Annotated in this window: 17 protein-coding genes and 1 pseudogene; 11 read left to right on the top strand and 7 right to left on the bottom strand. The window is 40.5% G+C overall.

From position 1 onward, the window contains the following. Positions 1-194: 194 nt before the first annotated feature. On the bottom strand, positions 195-1,601 hold the full coding sequence (locus ACF1X7_RS07555; protein ID WP_411162622.1) for a C69 family dipeptidase: 1,407 nt from the start codon (positions 1,599-1,601) through the stop codon (positions 195-197). Positions 1,602-1,694: 93 nt separating this feature from the next. On the opposite strand from ACF1X7_RS07555, the gene ACF1X7_RS07550 reads away from it, so the two are divergent. The 3 genes and pseudogenes from ACF1X7_RS07550 to ACF1X7_RS07540 all read left to right on the top strand — a co-directional run bounded on the left by ACF1X7_RS07550 (position 1,695) and on the right by ACF1X7_RS07540 (position 2,962). Beyond that, positions 1,695-1,895 (top strand): hypothetical protein, encoded by a 201-nt coding sequence (locus tag ACF1X7_RS07550; RefSeq protein ID WP_039098702.1) that lies wholly within the window; start codon positions 1,695-1,697, stop codon positions 1,893-1,895. Positions 1,896-2,008: 113 nt separating this feature from the next. Further along, a pseudogene (locus tag ACF1X7_RS07545) lies at positions 2,009-2,527 on the top strand (cysteine hydrolase family protein). Between the two features lie 54 nt (positions 2,528-2,581). Continuing rightward, on the top strand, positions 2,582-2,962 hold the full coding sequence (locus tag ACF1X7_RS07540; RefSeq protein ID WP_411162621.1) for a hypothetical protein: 381 nt from the start codon (positions 2,582-2,584) through the stop codon (positions 2,960-2,962). A 41-nt stretch (positions 2,963-3,003) separates the two neighbouring features. Here ACF1X7_RS07540 and ACF1X7_RS07535 read toward each other — a convergent pair whose 3' ends face one another. The 5 genes from ACF1X7_RS07535 to ACF1X7_RS07515 form a co-directional block, all read right to left on the bottom strand. Continuing rightward, positions 3,004-3,267: a hypothetical protein gene (locus ACF1X7_RS07535; RefSeq protein ID WP_039098701.1), complete on the bottom strand. Its 264-nt coding sequence runs from the start codon at positions 3,265-3,267 to the stop codon at positions 3,004-3,006. A gap of 14 nt (positions 3,268-3,281) precedes the next feature. Continuing rightward, positions 3,282-4,574: a PTS sugar transporter subunit IIC gene (locus ACF1X7_RS07530; protein WP_039098700.1), complete on the bottom strand. Its 1,293-nt coding sequence runs from the start codon at positions 4,572-4,574 to the stop codon at positions 3,282-3,284. 97 nt (positions 4,575-4,671) lie between these two features. Then, a complete protein-coding gene (locus ACF1X7_RS07525) occupies positions 4,672-5,526 on the bottom strand; it encodes a MurR/RpiR family transcriptional regulator (RefSeq protein WP_052202711.1) in 855 nt (284 codons plus the stop codon). Positions 5,527-5,535: 9 nt separating this feature from the next. After that, complete coding sequence (gene murQ / locus ACF1X7_RS07520; RefSeq protein ID WP_052202710.1) at positions 5,536-6,438, bottom strand: N-acetylmuramic acid 6-phosphate etherase; 903 nt, start codon at positions 6,436-6,438, stop codon at positions 5,536-5,538. Positions 6,439-6,451: 13 nt separating this feature from the next. Next, positions 6,452-7,147, bottom strand: coding sequence for an alpha/beta hydrolase (locus ACF1X7_RS07515; protein WP_052202709.1), 696 nt, complete (start codon positions 7,145-7,147; stop codon positions 6,452-6,454). A 135-nt stretch (positions 7,148-7,282) separates the two neighbouring features. On the opposite strand from ACF1X7_RS07515, the gene ACF1X7_RS07510 reads away from it, so the two are divergent. The 8 genes from ACF1X7_RS07510 to ACF1X7_RS07475 all read left to right on the top strand — a co-directional run bounded on the left by ACF1X7_RS07510 (position 7,283) and on the right by ACF1X7_RS07475 (position 13,025). After that, positions 7,283-8,173 carry a BadF/BadG/BcrA/BcrD ATPase family protein gene (locus tag ACF1X7_RS07510; protein WP_221276238.1) on the top strand — a complete coding sequence of 297 codons (891 nt, stop codon included), beginning with the start codon at positions 7,283-7,285 and terminating at the stop codon, positions 8,171-8,173. Next, positions 8,170-9,258: a DUF871 domain-containing protein gene (locus ACF1X7_RS07505; RefSeq protein ID WP_039098699.1), complete on the top strand. Its 1,089-nt coding sequence runs from the start codon at positions 8,170-8,172 to the stop codon at positions 9,256-9,258. Before ACF1X7_RS07510 ends, ACF1X7_RS07505 begins: the two co-directional genes overlap by 4 nt. A gap of 223 nt (positions 9,259-9,481) precedes the next feature. Beyond that, positions 9,482-9,721 (top strand): hypothetical protein, encoded by a 240-nt coding sequence (locus ACF1X7_RS07500; protein WP_004270537.1) that lies wholly within the window; start codon positions 9,482-9,484, stop codon positions 9,719-9,721. A gap of 87 nt (positions 9,722-9,808) precedes the next feature. Beyond that, the gene (locus tag ACF1X7_RS07495; protein WP_064776839.1) at positions 9,809-11,224 is read left to right on the top strand and encodes a glycoside-pentoside-hexuronide (GPH):cation symporter; all 1,416 of its coding nucleotides are present in this window, start codon (positions 9,809-9,811) and stop codon (positions 11,222-11,224) included. A gap of 125 nt (positions 11,225-11,349) precedes the next feature. After that, a complete protein-coding gene (locus ACF1X7_RS07490; protein WP_155275680.1) occupies positions 11,350-11,508 on the top strand; it encodes a hypothetical protein in 159 nt (52 codons plus the stop codon). A 41-nt stretch (positions 11,509-11,549) separates the two neighbouring features. Next, positions 11,550-12,044: a hypothetical protein gene (locus tag ACF1X7_RS07485; protein ID WP_128486142.1), complete on the top strand. Its 495-nt coding sequence runs from the start codon at positions 11,550-11,552 to the stop codon at positions 12,042-12,044. A gap of 102 nt (positions 12,045-12,146) precedes the next feature. Further along, entirely contained in the window at positions 12,147-12,395 is a 249-nt protein-coding gene (locus tag ACF1X7_RS07480) for a hypothetical protein (protein ID WP_080752767.1), read from the top strand. A gap of 9 nt (positions 12,396-12,404) precedes the next feature. Further along, entirely contained in the window at positions 12,405-13,025 is a 621-nt protein-coding gene (locus ACF1X7_RS07475) for an LCP family protein (protein ID WP_237023227.1), read from the top strand. 137 nt (positions 13,026-13,162) lie between these two features. On the opposite strand, the gene abc-f is transcribed toward ACF1X7_RS07475, so the two are convergent. Next, positions 13,163-14,677, bottom strand: a complete 1,515-nt coding sequence (abc-f, locus tag ACF1X7_RS07470) for a ribosomal protection-like ABC-F family protein (RefSeq protein ID WP_411162620.1) — start codon at positions 14,675-14,677, stop codon at positions 13,163-13,165. Positions 14,678-14,914: the final 237 nt, after the last annotated feature.

Below are 14,914 nucleotides of genomic sequence, written 5' to 3'. Positions count from 1 at the left end.
CTAGTGCGCCACGTTGAAAACGTGATAAAGTAGATGTACCCAAAGTAATCACTCCCTATATTGGTTGGAATTAGTTACTACCATTGTAAGTGATTGCTTTGGGCTTTTTAATTTCTGTTCGGATTAATTATAGAATTTGCCAAATCAAAAAAGCTTCAAAACTTAGTTTATCCAAGTTTTGAAGCTTTTTTAGTTTAGTCGTTCAAGTTATAGCGTAATTTCATGTGTTCTGAGCCTGAAATCACCATTTGGCCAAGTAGGGCTGTTTGGCGTTTAAGTGATTCGCTAGCTAGTTTGTTATTAGCGGCTTCCAAGAAGGCTGCAACGTCTTTTTGATCAGCGAAGGCCTTGTCGGTTTCGTTTTGGATTACGTGATAGGCACTCATTGCTTCGAGTTCGAAGATGTTACGCATATCAACGTAGAAGTCGTAATCTGTATCGCCAAGTAAGGCGGTTGTACAACTTAACCAGTACATATTGTTCAAGTCAAAAGTACCTGTGGCATTCTTGTATGATTCTGGTGTGTCGTTGATATTCGTGTAGAATGGCACGACGGTGTTAAATGTATTGGCACCGTATGCTAACCATTGAATACCGGCAATTTCAGCAGGCACGTTGTTGCGCACTTGTAAAATATGCACGTTGTGATTCCGGTTAATTCCGATTGGCCGGAAACGAGTTTTAACATCTTCAGGGGCGCTACCGTAAGGATCGTATTCTGTATTTTCAAAGTGAGCGCTCAAGACGAATTTGACGTCTTCGATTGAAATCTTGCGGTTGGCATGGCAGATGAATGGTAAATCTTGGTCCATTGGATCTTGTTTGATTTCAGGATTGAAGTATTGTTGACCGTACCATGTCCGTGGGTTGTTATAAACCGTATCTTTGATTGAAGCACTGCCGAAAATATGACGGAGATTGTAGCCTTCAAAGTCTGGATTCAAGTGGTTATCATCAATTAAAGCTTTTAAATCAGCTGAGCAAAGCGTGTCGGCTGAATCAAAGTCGAAATGATCGATGTTCATCCGGTTAGGGGCAACCACGTATGCATCATCAGGGATACGAACAGCAGCCCAGTGATGACCACCGATTGTTTCAAGCCACCAAACACTGTCTTTGTCAGAAAAGGCAATCCCGTTTGGTTCGTATGTGCCGAATTCTTCAAGGAGGGCGCCTAAACGTTCGACCCCTTCTTGAGCACTGTGGATGTAAGGCAAGACTAATGTCACAATATCTTCTTCACCGATGCCACCAGGGACAAAAGGATCAAGCCCTTGAATCCGGGGGTTAGTGGTAATCGTTTCTGTGGCAGACATCGCGATATTTTCACTATTAATCCCAGCAGCTGGCCAAATCCCGTTCGTCAATAATGAGTTAGGAATTGAGGTATAGCGCATTGGGTTGTCAGGTAATTGGATTTGAACGCCGCTAATCACCGCTTGATAATTCCGGGGTTGGTCTTCAGGATTGACCACAACAAAGCGTTGTGGATCCAAAGCTTCGTGGCCATCATCATTTCTAGAAATCATGGTTGAACCGTCGATGGAAGCTTTTTTGCCGACTAAGACCGTGGTACATGACCCTTTAATTGGTTTTTGCATGTCAAAACACTCCTTTTATTTATTATCCATAGTATAACGCTTTTGGCGGGAAAGTGGGGGATTGAGCGATAATCATGTGAAGGAATTGTTTAAATGCAAGTGATTGAGGGTGCCAAGTCAGTTATCATTGGTATTCAATTCGTTGGTATCAATAAAAAGATTCGGATGAGTCGTCAACGTAAAGCACAACATGCAACTAATAGGGCTGAACAACATGCCGAAAAGAAGGCCATACAATACAGCCGTTTTCAGCAACACCAGATTAAGAAGCGGGAAAAACATCGGAGACATTGAAAAAGAAGAGGTGGGGGTAATCCGCATCTCTTCTTTTTAATATCGTCAGACAAAATATGAGGTTTAGTTAAATAATGATATACTCGATTTGATTTAAAGGAAAGAGGGGACTAATGCTGAAGTTAGCCGATTGTTTATTAGTGATTGATCTCCAAAATGGTGTCTGCAAAAGTGAGCAGCCTGTTGCGCGTCTTAATCAATTAATTAAAGGCGTTAATGCCAGAATTGATGCCTATCAGGCGGAAAGTCGCCCGATTATTTTTGTCCAACATAACTTTGTCCAACATAACGATAAGACTTTGATTGCTGGTCAGTCGACTTGGTAGATAATGCCAGAATTGAATGTACCTAAAACGGCAATCTTTGTTCAAAAAACGCATACGGATTCATTTTGGCAGACAAACTTACAAACGTTATTGAGCCAAATGCAAATCAAATCGCTTGAAATTTGTGGTGCCCAGACCAAATACTGCGTCGATACAACGATTAAAGTTGCCCACCATTTGGGCTACCAACTTCAAATGGTAGCTGGTCTTTCAACTACAACGGACAACGCCTATATGACGGCTGAACAGACAATTGCCTTTTACGAAAACGTTTGGCAGAACCGTTTTCTAGAATTACTAAAATAAACGGTAATCTCTGGTACAATGGACCTTATCATTACTTAAGAGGAGTATCCATTAATGTCAAAAACAGCTTTAATTACAATGCAGCCAACAGACCAAACGACAGGGACAACGGTCATTTACGCGCCAGATAATGCGGCCAATCGTGTGTGGGCTGCTAAACAGTCCAACGTACAACTGATTTCGATTCCAGGTTATGTTCGTTTTGGCGATCATATCGTTAATTTTTTCGTTAAAAAAATTGTGAAACAAGGCGATGTTTCGGCATACAGTAATATGTTACAGTTTGTTTATTTTTCACACATGGTGGCTTACAACGTGGCAAATACGCCAGTTGAAAGATTAGTTTTTGCAACGCAAGATCTAGCGACTAAAGTATTGATGCAGTTTGATAATCAAGCACGTTATAATAATCAAATAATAGTCTTAGCCAAATAATATAGAAAAGCCCCGCTCATCTGAGCGGGGTTTTTCTATAATTATTGATTTAATTGCTGAACATAAGCATGTTGTTCAATCATGAAATTAATGGCAAAAACAGCACATAAAGCGTATAGAATACCATCAATTCCAGTTGGAATATGTGACCAAATAACATGTGGGACAATTAAAATTAAAAAGGAGAGCAAGCCCCAAATCCAACGGTTAATTAAAATTCCGTGCTGATTTAAAAATTTTAATAGGTATTGGCAACCAATTAAGAGTATTAGAAAACCTAAAAATATTAAAATCCAATAGAGCATGCTGAGTTCTCCTTTTATGCAGCTTCTGCCGCTGCTTTAGATTCATCTGCAACCATTTTTTTATCATACGCCTTGATGAATGGGTAGTAAATGATAGTTGCAATGACAAGGTTAACGGCAATTAAAACAACAATCCGCCAGTCATTCCCAGCACTAAGGAAACCACCGATTGGTGCGGGTAATGTCCAAGCTTGGAATGTTGAAAAGCCATTCACAAGATGTAATTTAATTGCGGTGTATGAAACGGTTGTTAAAACAAGTGGTACAACATTGAATGGGATGAAGAGGTATGGGTTAAGAATAATGGGTGCCCCGAAAATCATTGGTTCGTTAATATTGAAAATTCCAGGAATGATTGAGAATCGTCCAACTTCACGCAGGAATTTTGATTTGCAAATTGTGATGAAGAGTGCAGCTACAACGATTGTAGCGCCAGCACCACCAATTGTAACAGTCCATTGGTAGAATTGTTCGGGTGTCACGTAAGGAAGATGCGTTGCTGATGTACCCGTTGCCAATGCTTTTGCATTATCGTCGAGCATGATGAGCCACATTGGGCGAACAACGGAACCAACAATACTCATTCCGTGAATCCCAAATGACCATAGAATATGAATTAAGAACATTGGGAGTAAAGCACCAAACAAGTTGTTACCAAGTACGCCGGTGATTGGTTTGAATAATGCGAGTAAAGCATTATTTACATCAAAGCCTGCAATGTCGCGAATAATCCATAATGTCACTAAGATAGTTGCGCCAGGAATAAGTGCTTCGAAAGAACGTGCGACAGCAGGTGGAACTTGTTCAGGCATCTTGATTGTAATTTTATGAACGGAGAAGAAGCGATAAACTTCTACAGCAAAAATCATTGCTAAAATCCCAGTAAACATTCCACTAGCACCCAAGCTCCCCATTGGTAAAACGAAGCCGAGTGGTTTGTCTTTAGGTGTAAGAACGTTAACGGGCATTTGTAGCATGAAGAACGCACCAAGGGATAAAATCCCACCAGTAGTTGAGTCTAACTTATATGATTTTGCCAAGTCAGACCCCATTACAAAGGTTGCGTAGATTGCCATTAACCCCATCGTCATTCTAAATGGTAGAGCAATTGTAGCAGCGTAGGGTGTTAGTAAATCGGCTAATGGTTTATACGGAATGTTAACAAAAATTAAGAAGAAACTACCAATTAAGATTAGTGATAAAGTTGAGACAACCCCATTTCTAATGGCTAATAAATGTCGTTGTGTACCGACTTTAGCCATAGGCGGGACGAGTTTTTCCTCAACCCATTTCATAAATTTTTCCATGGTTAAACCTCCAAGATTTTATTTAAAGCGCTTACCATTATATTAGCATATAGAAATAATATTTCAATATATAAAATTAAAAAAAGATAATGAAATATTATTTCAGAGATTTCTTTTGTGTTGTTTTGATAATTTCTGCTGATTTACCGAGTCGTTCAATACTTTGATCGTAGTTATGGCTGACATATTCATAAAAAATAATATCAACAACAGTAAACTGCACAAGTAGGGAATTGGTCGCGGCAATTCGATCTGGAAACTCAATTGGTTGACTTGTGTGAACAGCTATCGTACTTAATTTAGAAACACTATTATTCCCTGATTGAGTAAGAGATAGAATGGGGACGCCAACTTGATTAGCAATTTTTCCAACTTGAATGGCATCTGATGACTCACCAGAGTTAGAAATGATCCAAATTAAATCATTCTGATTGGCGTTTACTAATAAGGGAAGTAAACCATCCAAATCATTAAATGGTGTGACGGCAATCCCGATTCGTCCCCATTTTTGAGCAATGTTTAGTGCAGTTAAGTAGGAGGCGCCAATCCCGAAAACGATTAAATTTCTAACCTTTGATAATTTTCTACTAATCATTTGTAATTGCTGGTCATCGAGTTGAAGAACTGTTTCATTCAATGAGGTTTGAGCATTATAAAGGAGCTTGTCTTTAATTGAATTAACTTGTTCGCCTTTTGTAATATCTGGATGAAAAGTATTTGTGGTTTGTGTTAAGTCAGCAGCTAATTCAATTTTAAGGGGTGTAAAACCATCCACATTAATTTTTTTTCCGAGTCGAATGACGGTGGCAGCGCTAGTTTCAGATTCTGAAGCTAATTGCTGCACAGTCATCTGTAGAACGGAATCCGGTTGATTCATGATATAGCTAGCGACTTTTTTTTCAGCACTTGAGAAAAGGCTGTAATGTTTCTTGATTTTGGCAATAATAGGCATAGTTGTCTCTCATTTCTTTAAGAGTGCAGCGATAGCGAGTGCTACGCGGTCATCATTGTTTATTAAAGCAGTAACTGCTGATTGATAATCAACAGTTGCGCTCAGCATCACAATTGCAACTTTTGCAGATTCGTGTGCTTCGAAGTATGCTTTTTCTGCAACAGCAGCTGTTGTACCTGTTGCTTCTTGAATAATTGACTTTGCACGGATTTTTAATTTTTGATTTGTTGGTTTTAAGTCTACCATGAGATTGCCGTAAACTTTCCCACATTTAATCATTGTGGTTGTTGAAAGCATATTGAGCACTAGCTTTTGAGCAGTTCCTGCTTTCATTCGAGTAGAACCGGTAACGACTTCTGGACCAACGATAATTTCAAGTGGTAAATCGGCATGCTGGCTAATGAGTGCATCTTTATTGCAAGCAATTGAAGCTGTTTTAACACCTAAAGAATGGGCGTAATCTAAACCACCAATGACGTAGGGGGTTCGTCCGCTAGCAGCGATACCAATTAAGAAGTCACCAGGTTGGAAATGCTGGTTTTTAAGATCCTGGACAGCTAAATCAGCATTGTCTTCTGCACCTTCAACAGCTTCGTACATTGCTTGTTGACCACCAGCCATAAGTGGGACGAAACGATCAGGTGAAACGCCATAAGTTGGTACAATTTCAACAGCATCTAGAACACCTAAACGGCCACTAGTACCAGCACCGATATAAAAAATGCGCCCACCATTTTTAAAGGTAGTGGTCATTTCTACGACAATCTTACTCATTTGTTCCAATAATTCAGGCTGATTGATTGCGTAGGGCACACTTTGATCTTGTTGATTAATTAGGCTTAAGACATCAAGTGTATCGAGCTGATCTATTTTAAGTGTTTCTGGATTACGTTGTTCGGTTGTTGAATACATTATAATCACTCCATTATTTTTTTAAGGGTAACCAAGCGAGTGCTTGGTTTAGTGCTTGGTTCCAAAATAGCCAGTCATGTCGACCTGGGCTAAAGACAACTTTACTAGCGGGGTTTAAAGATACTTTGTCTAGAAAATATTGATTTTGTTGAAATAAAAAGTCATCAGTCCCAATCGTCCAATAAATAGGTGTTTGAGTTAACTTAAATGGTTTTGTTAATTGATAATTAGTTAAAGGTTCATCTAAGAAAACATGACGATAATCCGGCATCAATGATGGTACGATTTCCAAGTCAACTAGGGGAGATAGGACGACTGCAGCTTGAAAAAAATCAGGATATGTGTTGAGCCATTTGAGGGTTCCAAAGCCGCCCATAGAATTACCCATAATGAAATGATCTTGGGGTTCCGGAGATAATGGTAATAGTTGGCTGAGGTAGGTAGGCAAACTATGCGTCAAAAATGAGAAACAAGCTTGTCCATCTGGTTGATCAATGTACCAACTACGAGGAAGAGAAGGGATGATAGCCGCTACCTGATAATCGGCAACTAATGTTTCAAGGTAAGTTTTTCGTTGCCAAGCACTACCGTCATCACCTAGCCCATGAAGGACATAGAGCGATTGCAATGGTCCGGTAATTTTATCTGGTAGCATAATCGTGATTGTTGTTTGATTATCAAGTATCGTGTCGTTATATTTAAGAGTCATTAGTGCGATAGTAAGGACCACCTTTGTTCTGAAATATAAATTCAAATTATATAAAAAGTTGAAATAAAATTTCCGTCTGGTTATAATGTATCCGTATTCATGAAATTAGTCAAGCTCTGAAAGGAGATACTTATTATGCAATATCGAATTGGGATAGATAGTGGTGGCACCCATGTGGAAGCAGAGGCTTGGGCAGAGGATGGGACGTTACTAGGAACAGCAAGTGCTGGACCAGGTAATAGCTTATTAAACTACGAACAGACTTTTGTTAATTTAGAAACAGTTATTGAAACGTTACTTAATCAAAATAAAGTGCATGAATGCCAATTGATTTTAGCGGGCGTTGCAGGTAGTCAGAGTGCAAATAATCAAACAGCAATAGAAGCATATTTACTGAACCGATTCTCAATACCTGTAAGAATAATTTCAGATGCTGATTTAGCAATGTTGAAAGGATTTGGGTACAATTCCGGCATATTAGTGATTGCAGGAACGGGTTCAATTGTCTTAGGACAAGAAGGTCCAAAACGATATCGGATTGGTGGCTGGGGGCATCTATTAGGCGATGAAGGTGGTGCATATGACATTGTCAAACGTTGCTATCAACAGATGACACAGGAATTGAATCAGCAGTTAGAAACTGGACCGATGACAACGTTAATCCTAACGGCTTTGAATTATGTATCACCAACGGAAGCGATTAGTGATTTTTATCAAATGTCACGGCAGCAAATTGCTGCACAAGCTCGAATATTAGCGGAACAAGGTCAAAATAATGAACAGTTTAAAAGTGTAATTGAGGTATGTGCTAATCAGTTAGCGCAACAAATTCAATTAATGCAGGAGCGTTTTTTAACTGATAAACCAATCAAAATCGCTTTAACCGGCTCAGTTTTGACGCATAATCAATTATTAAAGCACCATGTAGAGGAACAAGTGGCTCAAAAGAGCACGGTTCAATTTGTAACACTTGAGGGCAGTAATGCGGCTGGTGTAAAGAATTTTATCCTGGAGGATTTCAAATGACTTTTCGGCAACTAGGTTTATCCATTTATCCTGATCACAGCATTCCACAAGAAGACGAAGCGTATTTAAAATTAGGATGCCAATATGGTTTTTCTCGTCTATTCATGAGTATGTTAGAGGTTGGTGATATTGCAGAAACGAAAGCAAAATATCAACATATTATCCAAGTTGCGAAAGATTTGGGTTATCAAACAATGATTGATATTTCACCACGTATTTTTGATCAATTAGGGATTAGCTATCAGGAACTCGGTTTTTTTGCTGAATTAGGTGTTGATGGGATCCGACTAGATCAAGGATTTGATGGGAGTACAGAAGCCCTTATTAGTTATAATCCATATCATTTAATTATTGAGTTGAATATGAGTAATAATGTTGCCTATTTGGATAACATTTTAAGTTATCAAGCAAACGAACCATACATTTTTGGATGTCATAATTTTTATCCACAAGTGGGAACTGGGTTAACAGTCCCGTTCTTTCTTGCATGTAGTGAGCGATTTAAAAAGCATGGTATTCACACTGCCGCATTTGTTGCAAGTCAAAACGGTGATCAGGGACCATGGAATGTAAATGATGGTTTACCAACACTTGAGAAGGACCGTTATTTACCAATTGAATCTCAAGCTAAATGGCTATTTGCAACGGGGTTGATTGATGATGTCATTATCGGTAATGCTTACGCGAGTGAGGCAGAATTGCAAAGTTTAGCAGCGGTTAATCGTTATCAATTAGCTTTTACACCAGAGTTGATGCCAGATATTGCACCGGTTGAAAGGGAAATATTGTTTGGAATGCAACACTTCAGAAGAGGGGATAGTAATGCATTAGTCGCTCGTTCAACACAATCTCGTGTGATTTATAAAACAACGCCTAACGCGCCACATGATTCGGAGGAAACGTTCCAAATTGGTGATATTGTGATAGGTAATGATCAGTTTGGGATTTATAAAAATGAGGTTCAGATTGTCCTTGAACCGCATCAAGATAGCCGCAAAAATAAAGTGGGACGAATTAAACCGGAGGAATTAGATTTATTAGAAATGCTTCAACCGTGGACAAAATTTAAATTTCAGACTAAATAAATGAATTGATAAAAAGGTTGCTCGTAGGAGTAGCCTTTTTATTTTGGGTAAATCAACAAGAGGTAACGTTTTTAAATAACCGTTTACATTTTACTAAAAGTTTAGTAAAATAAGATTGTAATCTAAAAGAATGCGTTTACAGGATAGTTCTTGTACAGATTGATTTATTTGTATGGTGTAAATAGTAAACGTTTACTAACTAAAAGAGAAAGAAGCGACTAGGATGAACGACAACAAAATTATTATCGATCCAGACCAATTTGCTGCAGCAATTATCGCTGGGAATCCCAAGCAAACGAATGAAGACAATAAGGTTTATATCAAGCGTCAATTGACGTTATATCTAGAATCAGTTTTACTCGCCAACGATTTTAATTCATTGGAAGAAAACCAATTCGGCTCAGCCAAAGAAAAGCAACGCCAAGCGATTTTGGAAAAAATTATCGAACATCGCTATCACTAGAGTGCGTCATCAAGCGGGATAACCCGAGGGTTGTGCTTGATGAAAGCATGTTTACAATGAAGAAACTATCGAAAGGAATCTAAAGAAATGAAAAAACTAAAAGATGTTAAACAGTATAGTTCTTACGCTTTTGGGGCCTTTGGGCATGACGCCTTTTATGCAACACTTAGCACTTATTTTATGATGTTCGTCACGAGTCAATTATTCGATACCAAAAATGCAGGCTTTAATTCAAAAATGATTGCGTATGTCACTTATACAATGATGGTCATTCGGATTGTTGAAATTGCCTTCGATCCATTGATTGGTGGAGTGGTTGATAATACACGGACGCGTTGGGGGAAATTTAAACCGTGGTTACTGGCGGGGTCAATTATTAGCTCTGTTGGCTTGGCCATGATTTTTACCAACTTTGGAGGGCTTGCGACAAGTAGCCCTTATCTTTACTTAGTTCTTTTTGCAATCGTTTTCGTCACTTTAGATATCTTCTACTCGTTTAAAGACATCTCGTTCTGGTCAATGTTGCCAGCGCTGAGTGTTGATTCTGAAAAGCGGACAAAATTTGGAGCGATTGCGCGTTTCGGATCCACTTTAGGTGCACAAGGGGTCATTATCGTGATCGTGCCAATGGTGGTTTTCTTCTCGCAACTATTTTCTGGGAGTCATGGGAGTGAACAAACCAGTGCCGGGTGGTTCGGTTTTGCCGTTGTCATTGGCCTTGTTTCATTCTTAGGCGCTTTAGCGACCATCTTAGGAACCAAAGAAGAAAAGAGTGCTATTCGGGAAAATACTGAAAAGGTTCGGTTACGTGACGTTTTCAGTGTGATTGGTAAAAATGACCAATTAATGTGGTTATCTCTTTCATATTTCTTATTTGCCTTTAGTTATGTGATTACGAACTCACTGCTTTTATATTATTTTAGATATGTCATGGGCCGCGCCGCAGCGTTCTCAACGGTTGGTGTGATTACTGCCATCTTAGGGATTGTGTCAGTTGCGTTGTTCCCAACATTGGTTGCTTTAATTCATCGCCGGGCAATCTATCTTGGCGGAATCGCAATGATGATGCTTGGTTATATCCTCTTCTTGTTTGCTGGAAGTAACTTGGTCGTAGTCTTAACTGCGGTCGGCTTATTCTTCTTCCCATATCCACTGGTCTTTTTGGCTGCTTTGATGACGATTACCGATAGTGTTGAATACGGACAATTGAAAAGTGGTACACGGAATGAATCTGTAACATTGGCAGTGCGACCTTTATTGGATAAACTAGCCGGGGCTTTTGCAAACGGCGTCGTTGTGACGGCTGCGATTCACGCTGGCATGACTGGAAATGCGAAACCAAGCGATATCACTAACGCGGGGTTGTTGCAATTCAAAATGTACATGTTCTTCATTCCAATGGCGTTATTGGTTATTTCAGCGTTAATCTTCATGGCTAAGATTAAATTAACGGAAGCAAAACATACTGAAATCGTTAGTGAGTTGGAACGGAAATTAGATTAATAACAAACAAAGCGTAGTTAGTCTATGCTTGAACCAGAGGCTGCATCAAAAGTAATTTTGATGCAGCCTTTTTATGACTGATTAGTTTATGGGCTTAACTTGACGCTGAGAATGCCGATGACTTCTTGGTTAACAGTGCCCAATTATTTGAACCAGTCGTCGGTCAGTCGGTAGATTGGGTGGTATTCAGAACTAAAATCGAAAGAGCCGGCGGAACGGATTCTGCTTTTGGTTTGACTGAAGATGGTGACTATCAATACAAGACGGCAAAAGGGCTTTTTTAGACTACTATTATCAAAATGTCTTCTTTCAATCATGTAATAAATTGTATCGAAGAGCGATTATTGAAGCTGAAGCATTGCGGTTCGATGAATCGCTGCGTATCGGTGAGGATTTAATTTTCAACTTGCAGTATTTACAACATTGCCGAGTTGTTAGGCATCGGGCAGCGTTTTTATATGTTTACGAGATAGGGCATGCTGAGGCGGCTACGAGTACCCTAAAGCCGCAGTGGTTCTCAGTTAACTTAACAGCTCTGCACATCATTGAGACGCAATTAGTGGCTGGAATTGCAGAAGTGGATCGCGCAGCTTACACACGATTTTTAAAGCAGTATGTGCGGACCTTTTTTAGAATGTTAATTGTTTTTGATCAGCGCACACTGACTGTTCCTGAGCGACAATTCATTCAGACGCAATTGATCAATTTAGAACGTGGTTTACCAACCGGCACATCCCGGTGGCTACGATGGCTTAATCGGTCGCACTTAGCGCCGGTCATGCTAGTTGGCTTACGTCGGTTAAAGCAAAGGTTAAAATGAAATGCTGTCCGCCAGAATCGAACGATTCAAAAGGGGGACAGCATTTATTGGTTCATATCTAAAAAAGGATGCGGTGGGCGTTTAAACAAAGGGGAATTGACTGTGAAAAAGATCAGTATCGTGATTGTAATCAGTAGTATTGTTGTGATTAGTCTGGCGGCGCTAGGTTTTTATTTGCATCAAGAGGATAAAGCTGTTGATGCGATTAAAACCGGGTCTAGTCGAATTTCAAAACAAATTGATCAGCGAAAGCCAATCTCGTTCCTATTATTAGGCGTTGTCACAGGCGCGGATGGGCGCGTTGATTGTGGTCTGTCGGATTCGATGATGGTTGCACTTAACCCGGCGTAAGAAGCAACGGTGGTCTACTCTATTCCGCGTGATTCATTGGCAGAGATGGCAGATGACCACGGCGGTAATATTCAGAAAATTAATGCGGCTTATGAAATTGGCAAGGCTAAGATGGCGAAAAAAACAGTCAGTCAGTTTTTAGGGCTCCCGATTGACTACTCGGTGACGGTCGATATGGGCGCACTCAAAGAATTGGTTGATTTTGTCGGGGGGATTACCATCGATACGGTGATTGACGTTAATTTGAATGGACAAGTGATTCCACAAGGCCACCATCATCTCAATGGTGATCAGGCGCTTGCTTATAGTCGGATGCGTTATCAAGATCCGCGCGGGGACTATGGGCGGCAATTGCGGCAACAAGAAGTTTTGAAACAGGTTGCGCAAAAAATTCAAAAGTCAAAATATTTGATGAACATTGGTGACTTAATGACTAAGCTTGGTCAGAAAATTAGCACTGATTTTACAGCCGACCAAGTGAAGCAGTTGATTCGCAACTATCATCAAAGTAGTGGTGAAATTGTCAGCAGCCAATTGCTAGGTAAAACGGCGTGGCTTAACGGCAGTGCCTATCAAATCATTAGTACGGAAGATTTGCAGGCTGCTTCGAATCGGCTCCGTGAAAATTAAGCGCTGCCGGAACAAACGTTAACCAATACCGAAACGCGACTTAACGATATGAACCCGGTCTTTTTTGATGATGAGTCGCCAACGACATACTTCAACGTGCGCGGGTACAACGTGACACGGTATACAAATAATACGTATTAGTGTTGTGGTTGAAGTGCGTAGGTTTGGGTGGCGATGGCGTTAACGAAGTCAACATCATGCTCGATAAATAGGAGGGTTGGGCGTTGCTCGGCAATTAGAGTTTGAACTTGTTCACGCGTGATGACGTCGAGGTAATTCAATGGTTCATCCCAGAGGTAACAGTCAGCCTCTTCACAGAGCGAACATACCAGTGCAGCTTTACGTTTTTGTCCCATGCTCATCGTTTCTAGACGGTGGGTAAATAAATCGCGGTCAAAACCCAGTTTGCGTAACATGCTTAGCAGTTGTTCGTGATCAACCTGTTTCGCAGCAGCGAAGTCGGCCAGTGAGCCGCTCAGTTGATCGAAATCTTGTGGAAGATACGAGAGGGTTAAGTGCGGATTAAGGTGCAGACTACCGCTGGCAATGTGGTCAGTTGCGGGTAATGCAAGTAACGCCTCAATCAGTGTTGATTTACCTGCGCCACTAATCCCAGTTAAGGCGACCTGTTGACCAGCTTCTAAGGTGAATGAGAGTGGTTGATTAAGGATGACGCCGTCTTGTTGTAAGACAAGTTCATCAACACTAAGCACATTTTGACCGGGTTTGAGGGGTCGCTGATTGATGGTCAGTGGTGCAGCAATTTCAACGTTTTTAAAAAGTTGTTGTTTTGTTTTGATTGCTTCTTCCGCGCGGTTGGCAATTGTCGTCGCCCGTTTCATAACCTTAGCGGCGCGATGACCAATGAAGCCTTTATCGAGATTGGCACTTTCAGTTTTGACACTGGCGGCGTTTTTCCCTTTTTCAGCTTCGTGGGACCACTGCGCTTTTTGTTGTGCCGTTTTTGTCAGCCGCTTGATATCGCCCTTGAGTTGTTGATTCTGTTGTTGCTTATAAGCAGCTTGTTGGTCGTGGGCGGTTTGCCAAGTTTGGTAGTTGCCTTGGTGAACGGTGATGTCGGCACGATTAATCGCTAGGACATGGTCGATCACTTGGTTTAAAAAGTGGCGGTCATGGCTGACGACGATGAAGCCGGCTTTTTGGCGTAAATAATTGGCAACGACTTGGCGGCCTTCTTGATCCAAGTGATTGGTTGGTTCGTCGATCAGTTGAAAATGATAGTCGTCGATGAATAGTAAGGCGAGTAACATTTTGGTTTGTTCACCAGGACTTAATGAATCGAATGGTTGCCAGACGATTTCGGATGCGACTTGTAGGAGCCGCAGTTCCCGCTCGACTTGCCAGAAGGTTGAATTGTCGAGGTTACCTAGCTGCATTAGAATATCGCGTGTGAGTTGCGTAGGTTCTGTAACAGTCTGTGGGAAATATTGAAAATCGAGATTGGTAACCAACTGGCCATCAAATGGTAGTTGGTGTTGAAGTAATTTTAATAACGTTGTTTTACCGCGACCATTGCGCCCGATTAAACCGAGTTTCCAACTGGCGTCGAATTGAAGCGTGACGTGATCGAACAACGGTTGTGTTTGATCTGAATAGTTAAATGTGAGTGCTTTGAATTGAATTGTGCCCATGAATTATCACCTCATTGATTGAATGAGATTGGCCCAGTTGTCGTTAAAAATGCACAAAAAAAGACGCAATAACAGCGTCTTTTAACAAGTCTTTAGGTAACTGACCTGAAAATTAACGCAAGCAATCTCTAACGGCAATCGGAAATAAACGGTCCACGCACGTGCATGAACAGTTCGTACCAATCGAGTTGTCAGAAAATTAGCATGCGATTTTCAATGCCAGTCACATCCTTTGAA

It is taken from the genome of Latilactobacillus sp. VITA-14 (assembly GCF_046580785.1).
Lineage (GTDB): Bacteria > Bacillota > Bacilli > Lactobacillales > Lactobacillaceae > Latilactobacillus > Latilactobacillus curvatus.
Note: the sequence above shows the minus strand (reverse complement) of the source record. Positions and strands in the feature narration are given on the sequence as shown.

Excerpts from the sequence above, each read along its gene's own strand:
- ACF1X7_RS07555 (WP_411162622.1), bottom strand. The coding sequence starts at position 1,601 with ATGCAAAAACCAATTAAAGGGTCATGTACCACGGTCTTAGTCGGCAAA.
- ACF1X7_RS07550 (WP_039098702.1), top strand. The coding sequence starts at position 1,695 with ATGCAAGTGATTGAGGGTGCCAAGTCAGTTATCATTGGTATTCAATTC.
- ACF1X7_RS07540 (WP_411162621.1), top strand. The coding sequence starts at position 2,582 with ATGTCAAAAACAGCTTTAATTACAATGCAGCCAACAGACCAAACGACA.
- ACF1X7_RS07535 (WP_039098701.1), bottom strand. The coding sequence starts at position 3,267 with ATGCTCTATTGGATTTTAATATTTTTAGGTTTTCTAATACTCTTAATT.
- ACF1X7_RS07530 (WP_039098700.1), bottom strand. The coding sequence starts at position 4,574 with ATGGAAAAATTTATGAAATGGGTTGAGGAAAAACTCGTCCCGCCTATG.
- ACF1X7_RS07525 (WP_052202711.1), bottom strand. The coding sequence starts at position 5,526 with ATGCCTATTATTGCCAAAATCAAGAAACATTACAGCCTTTTCTCAAGT.
- murQ (WP_052202710.1), bottom strand. The coding sequence starts at position 6,438 with ATGTATTCAACAACCGAACAACGTAATCCAGAAACACTTAAAATAGAT.
- ACF1X7_RS07515 (WP_052202709.1), bottom strand. The coding sequence starts at position 7,147 with ATGACTCTTAAATATAACGACACGATACTTGATAATCAAACAACAATC.
- ACF1X7_RS07510 (WP_221276238.1), top strand. The coding sequence starts at position 7,283 with ATGCAATATCGAATTGGGATAGATAGTGGTGGCACCCATGTGGAAGCA.
- ACF1X7_RS07505 (WP_039098699.1), top strand. The coding sequence starts at position 8,170 with ATGACTTTTCGGCAACTAGGTTTATCCATTTATCCTGATCACAGCATT.
- ACF1X7_RS07500 (WP_004270537.1), top strand. The coding sequence starts at position 9,482 with ATGAACGACAACAAAATTATTATCGATCCAGACCAATTTGCTGCAGCA.
- ACF1X7_RS07495 (WP_064776839.1), top strand. The coding sequence starts at position 9,809 with ATGAAAAAACTAAAAGATGTTAAACAGTATAGTTCTTACGCTTTTGGG.
- abc-f (WP_411162620.1), bottom strand. The coding sequence starts at position 14,677 with ATGGGCACAATTCAATTCAAAGCACTCACATTTAACTATTCAGATCAA.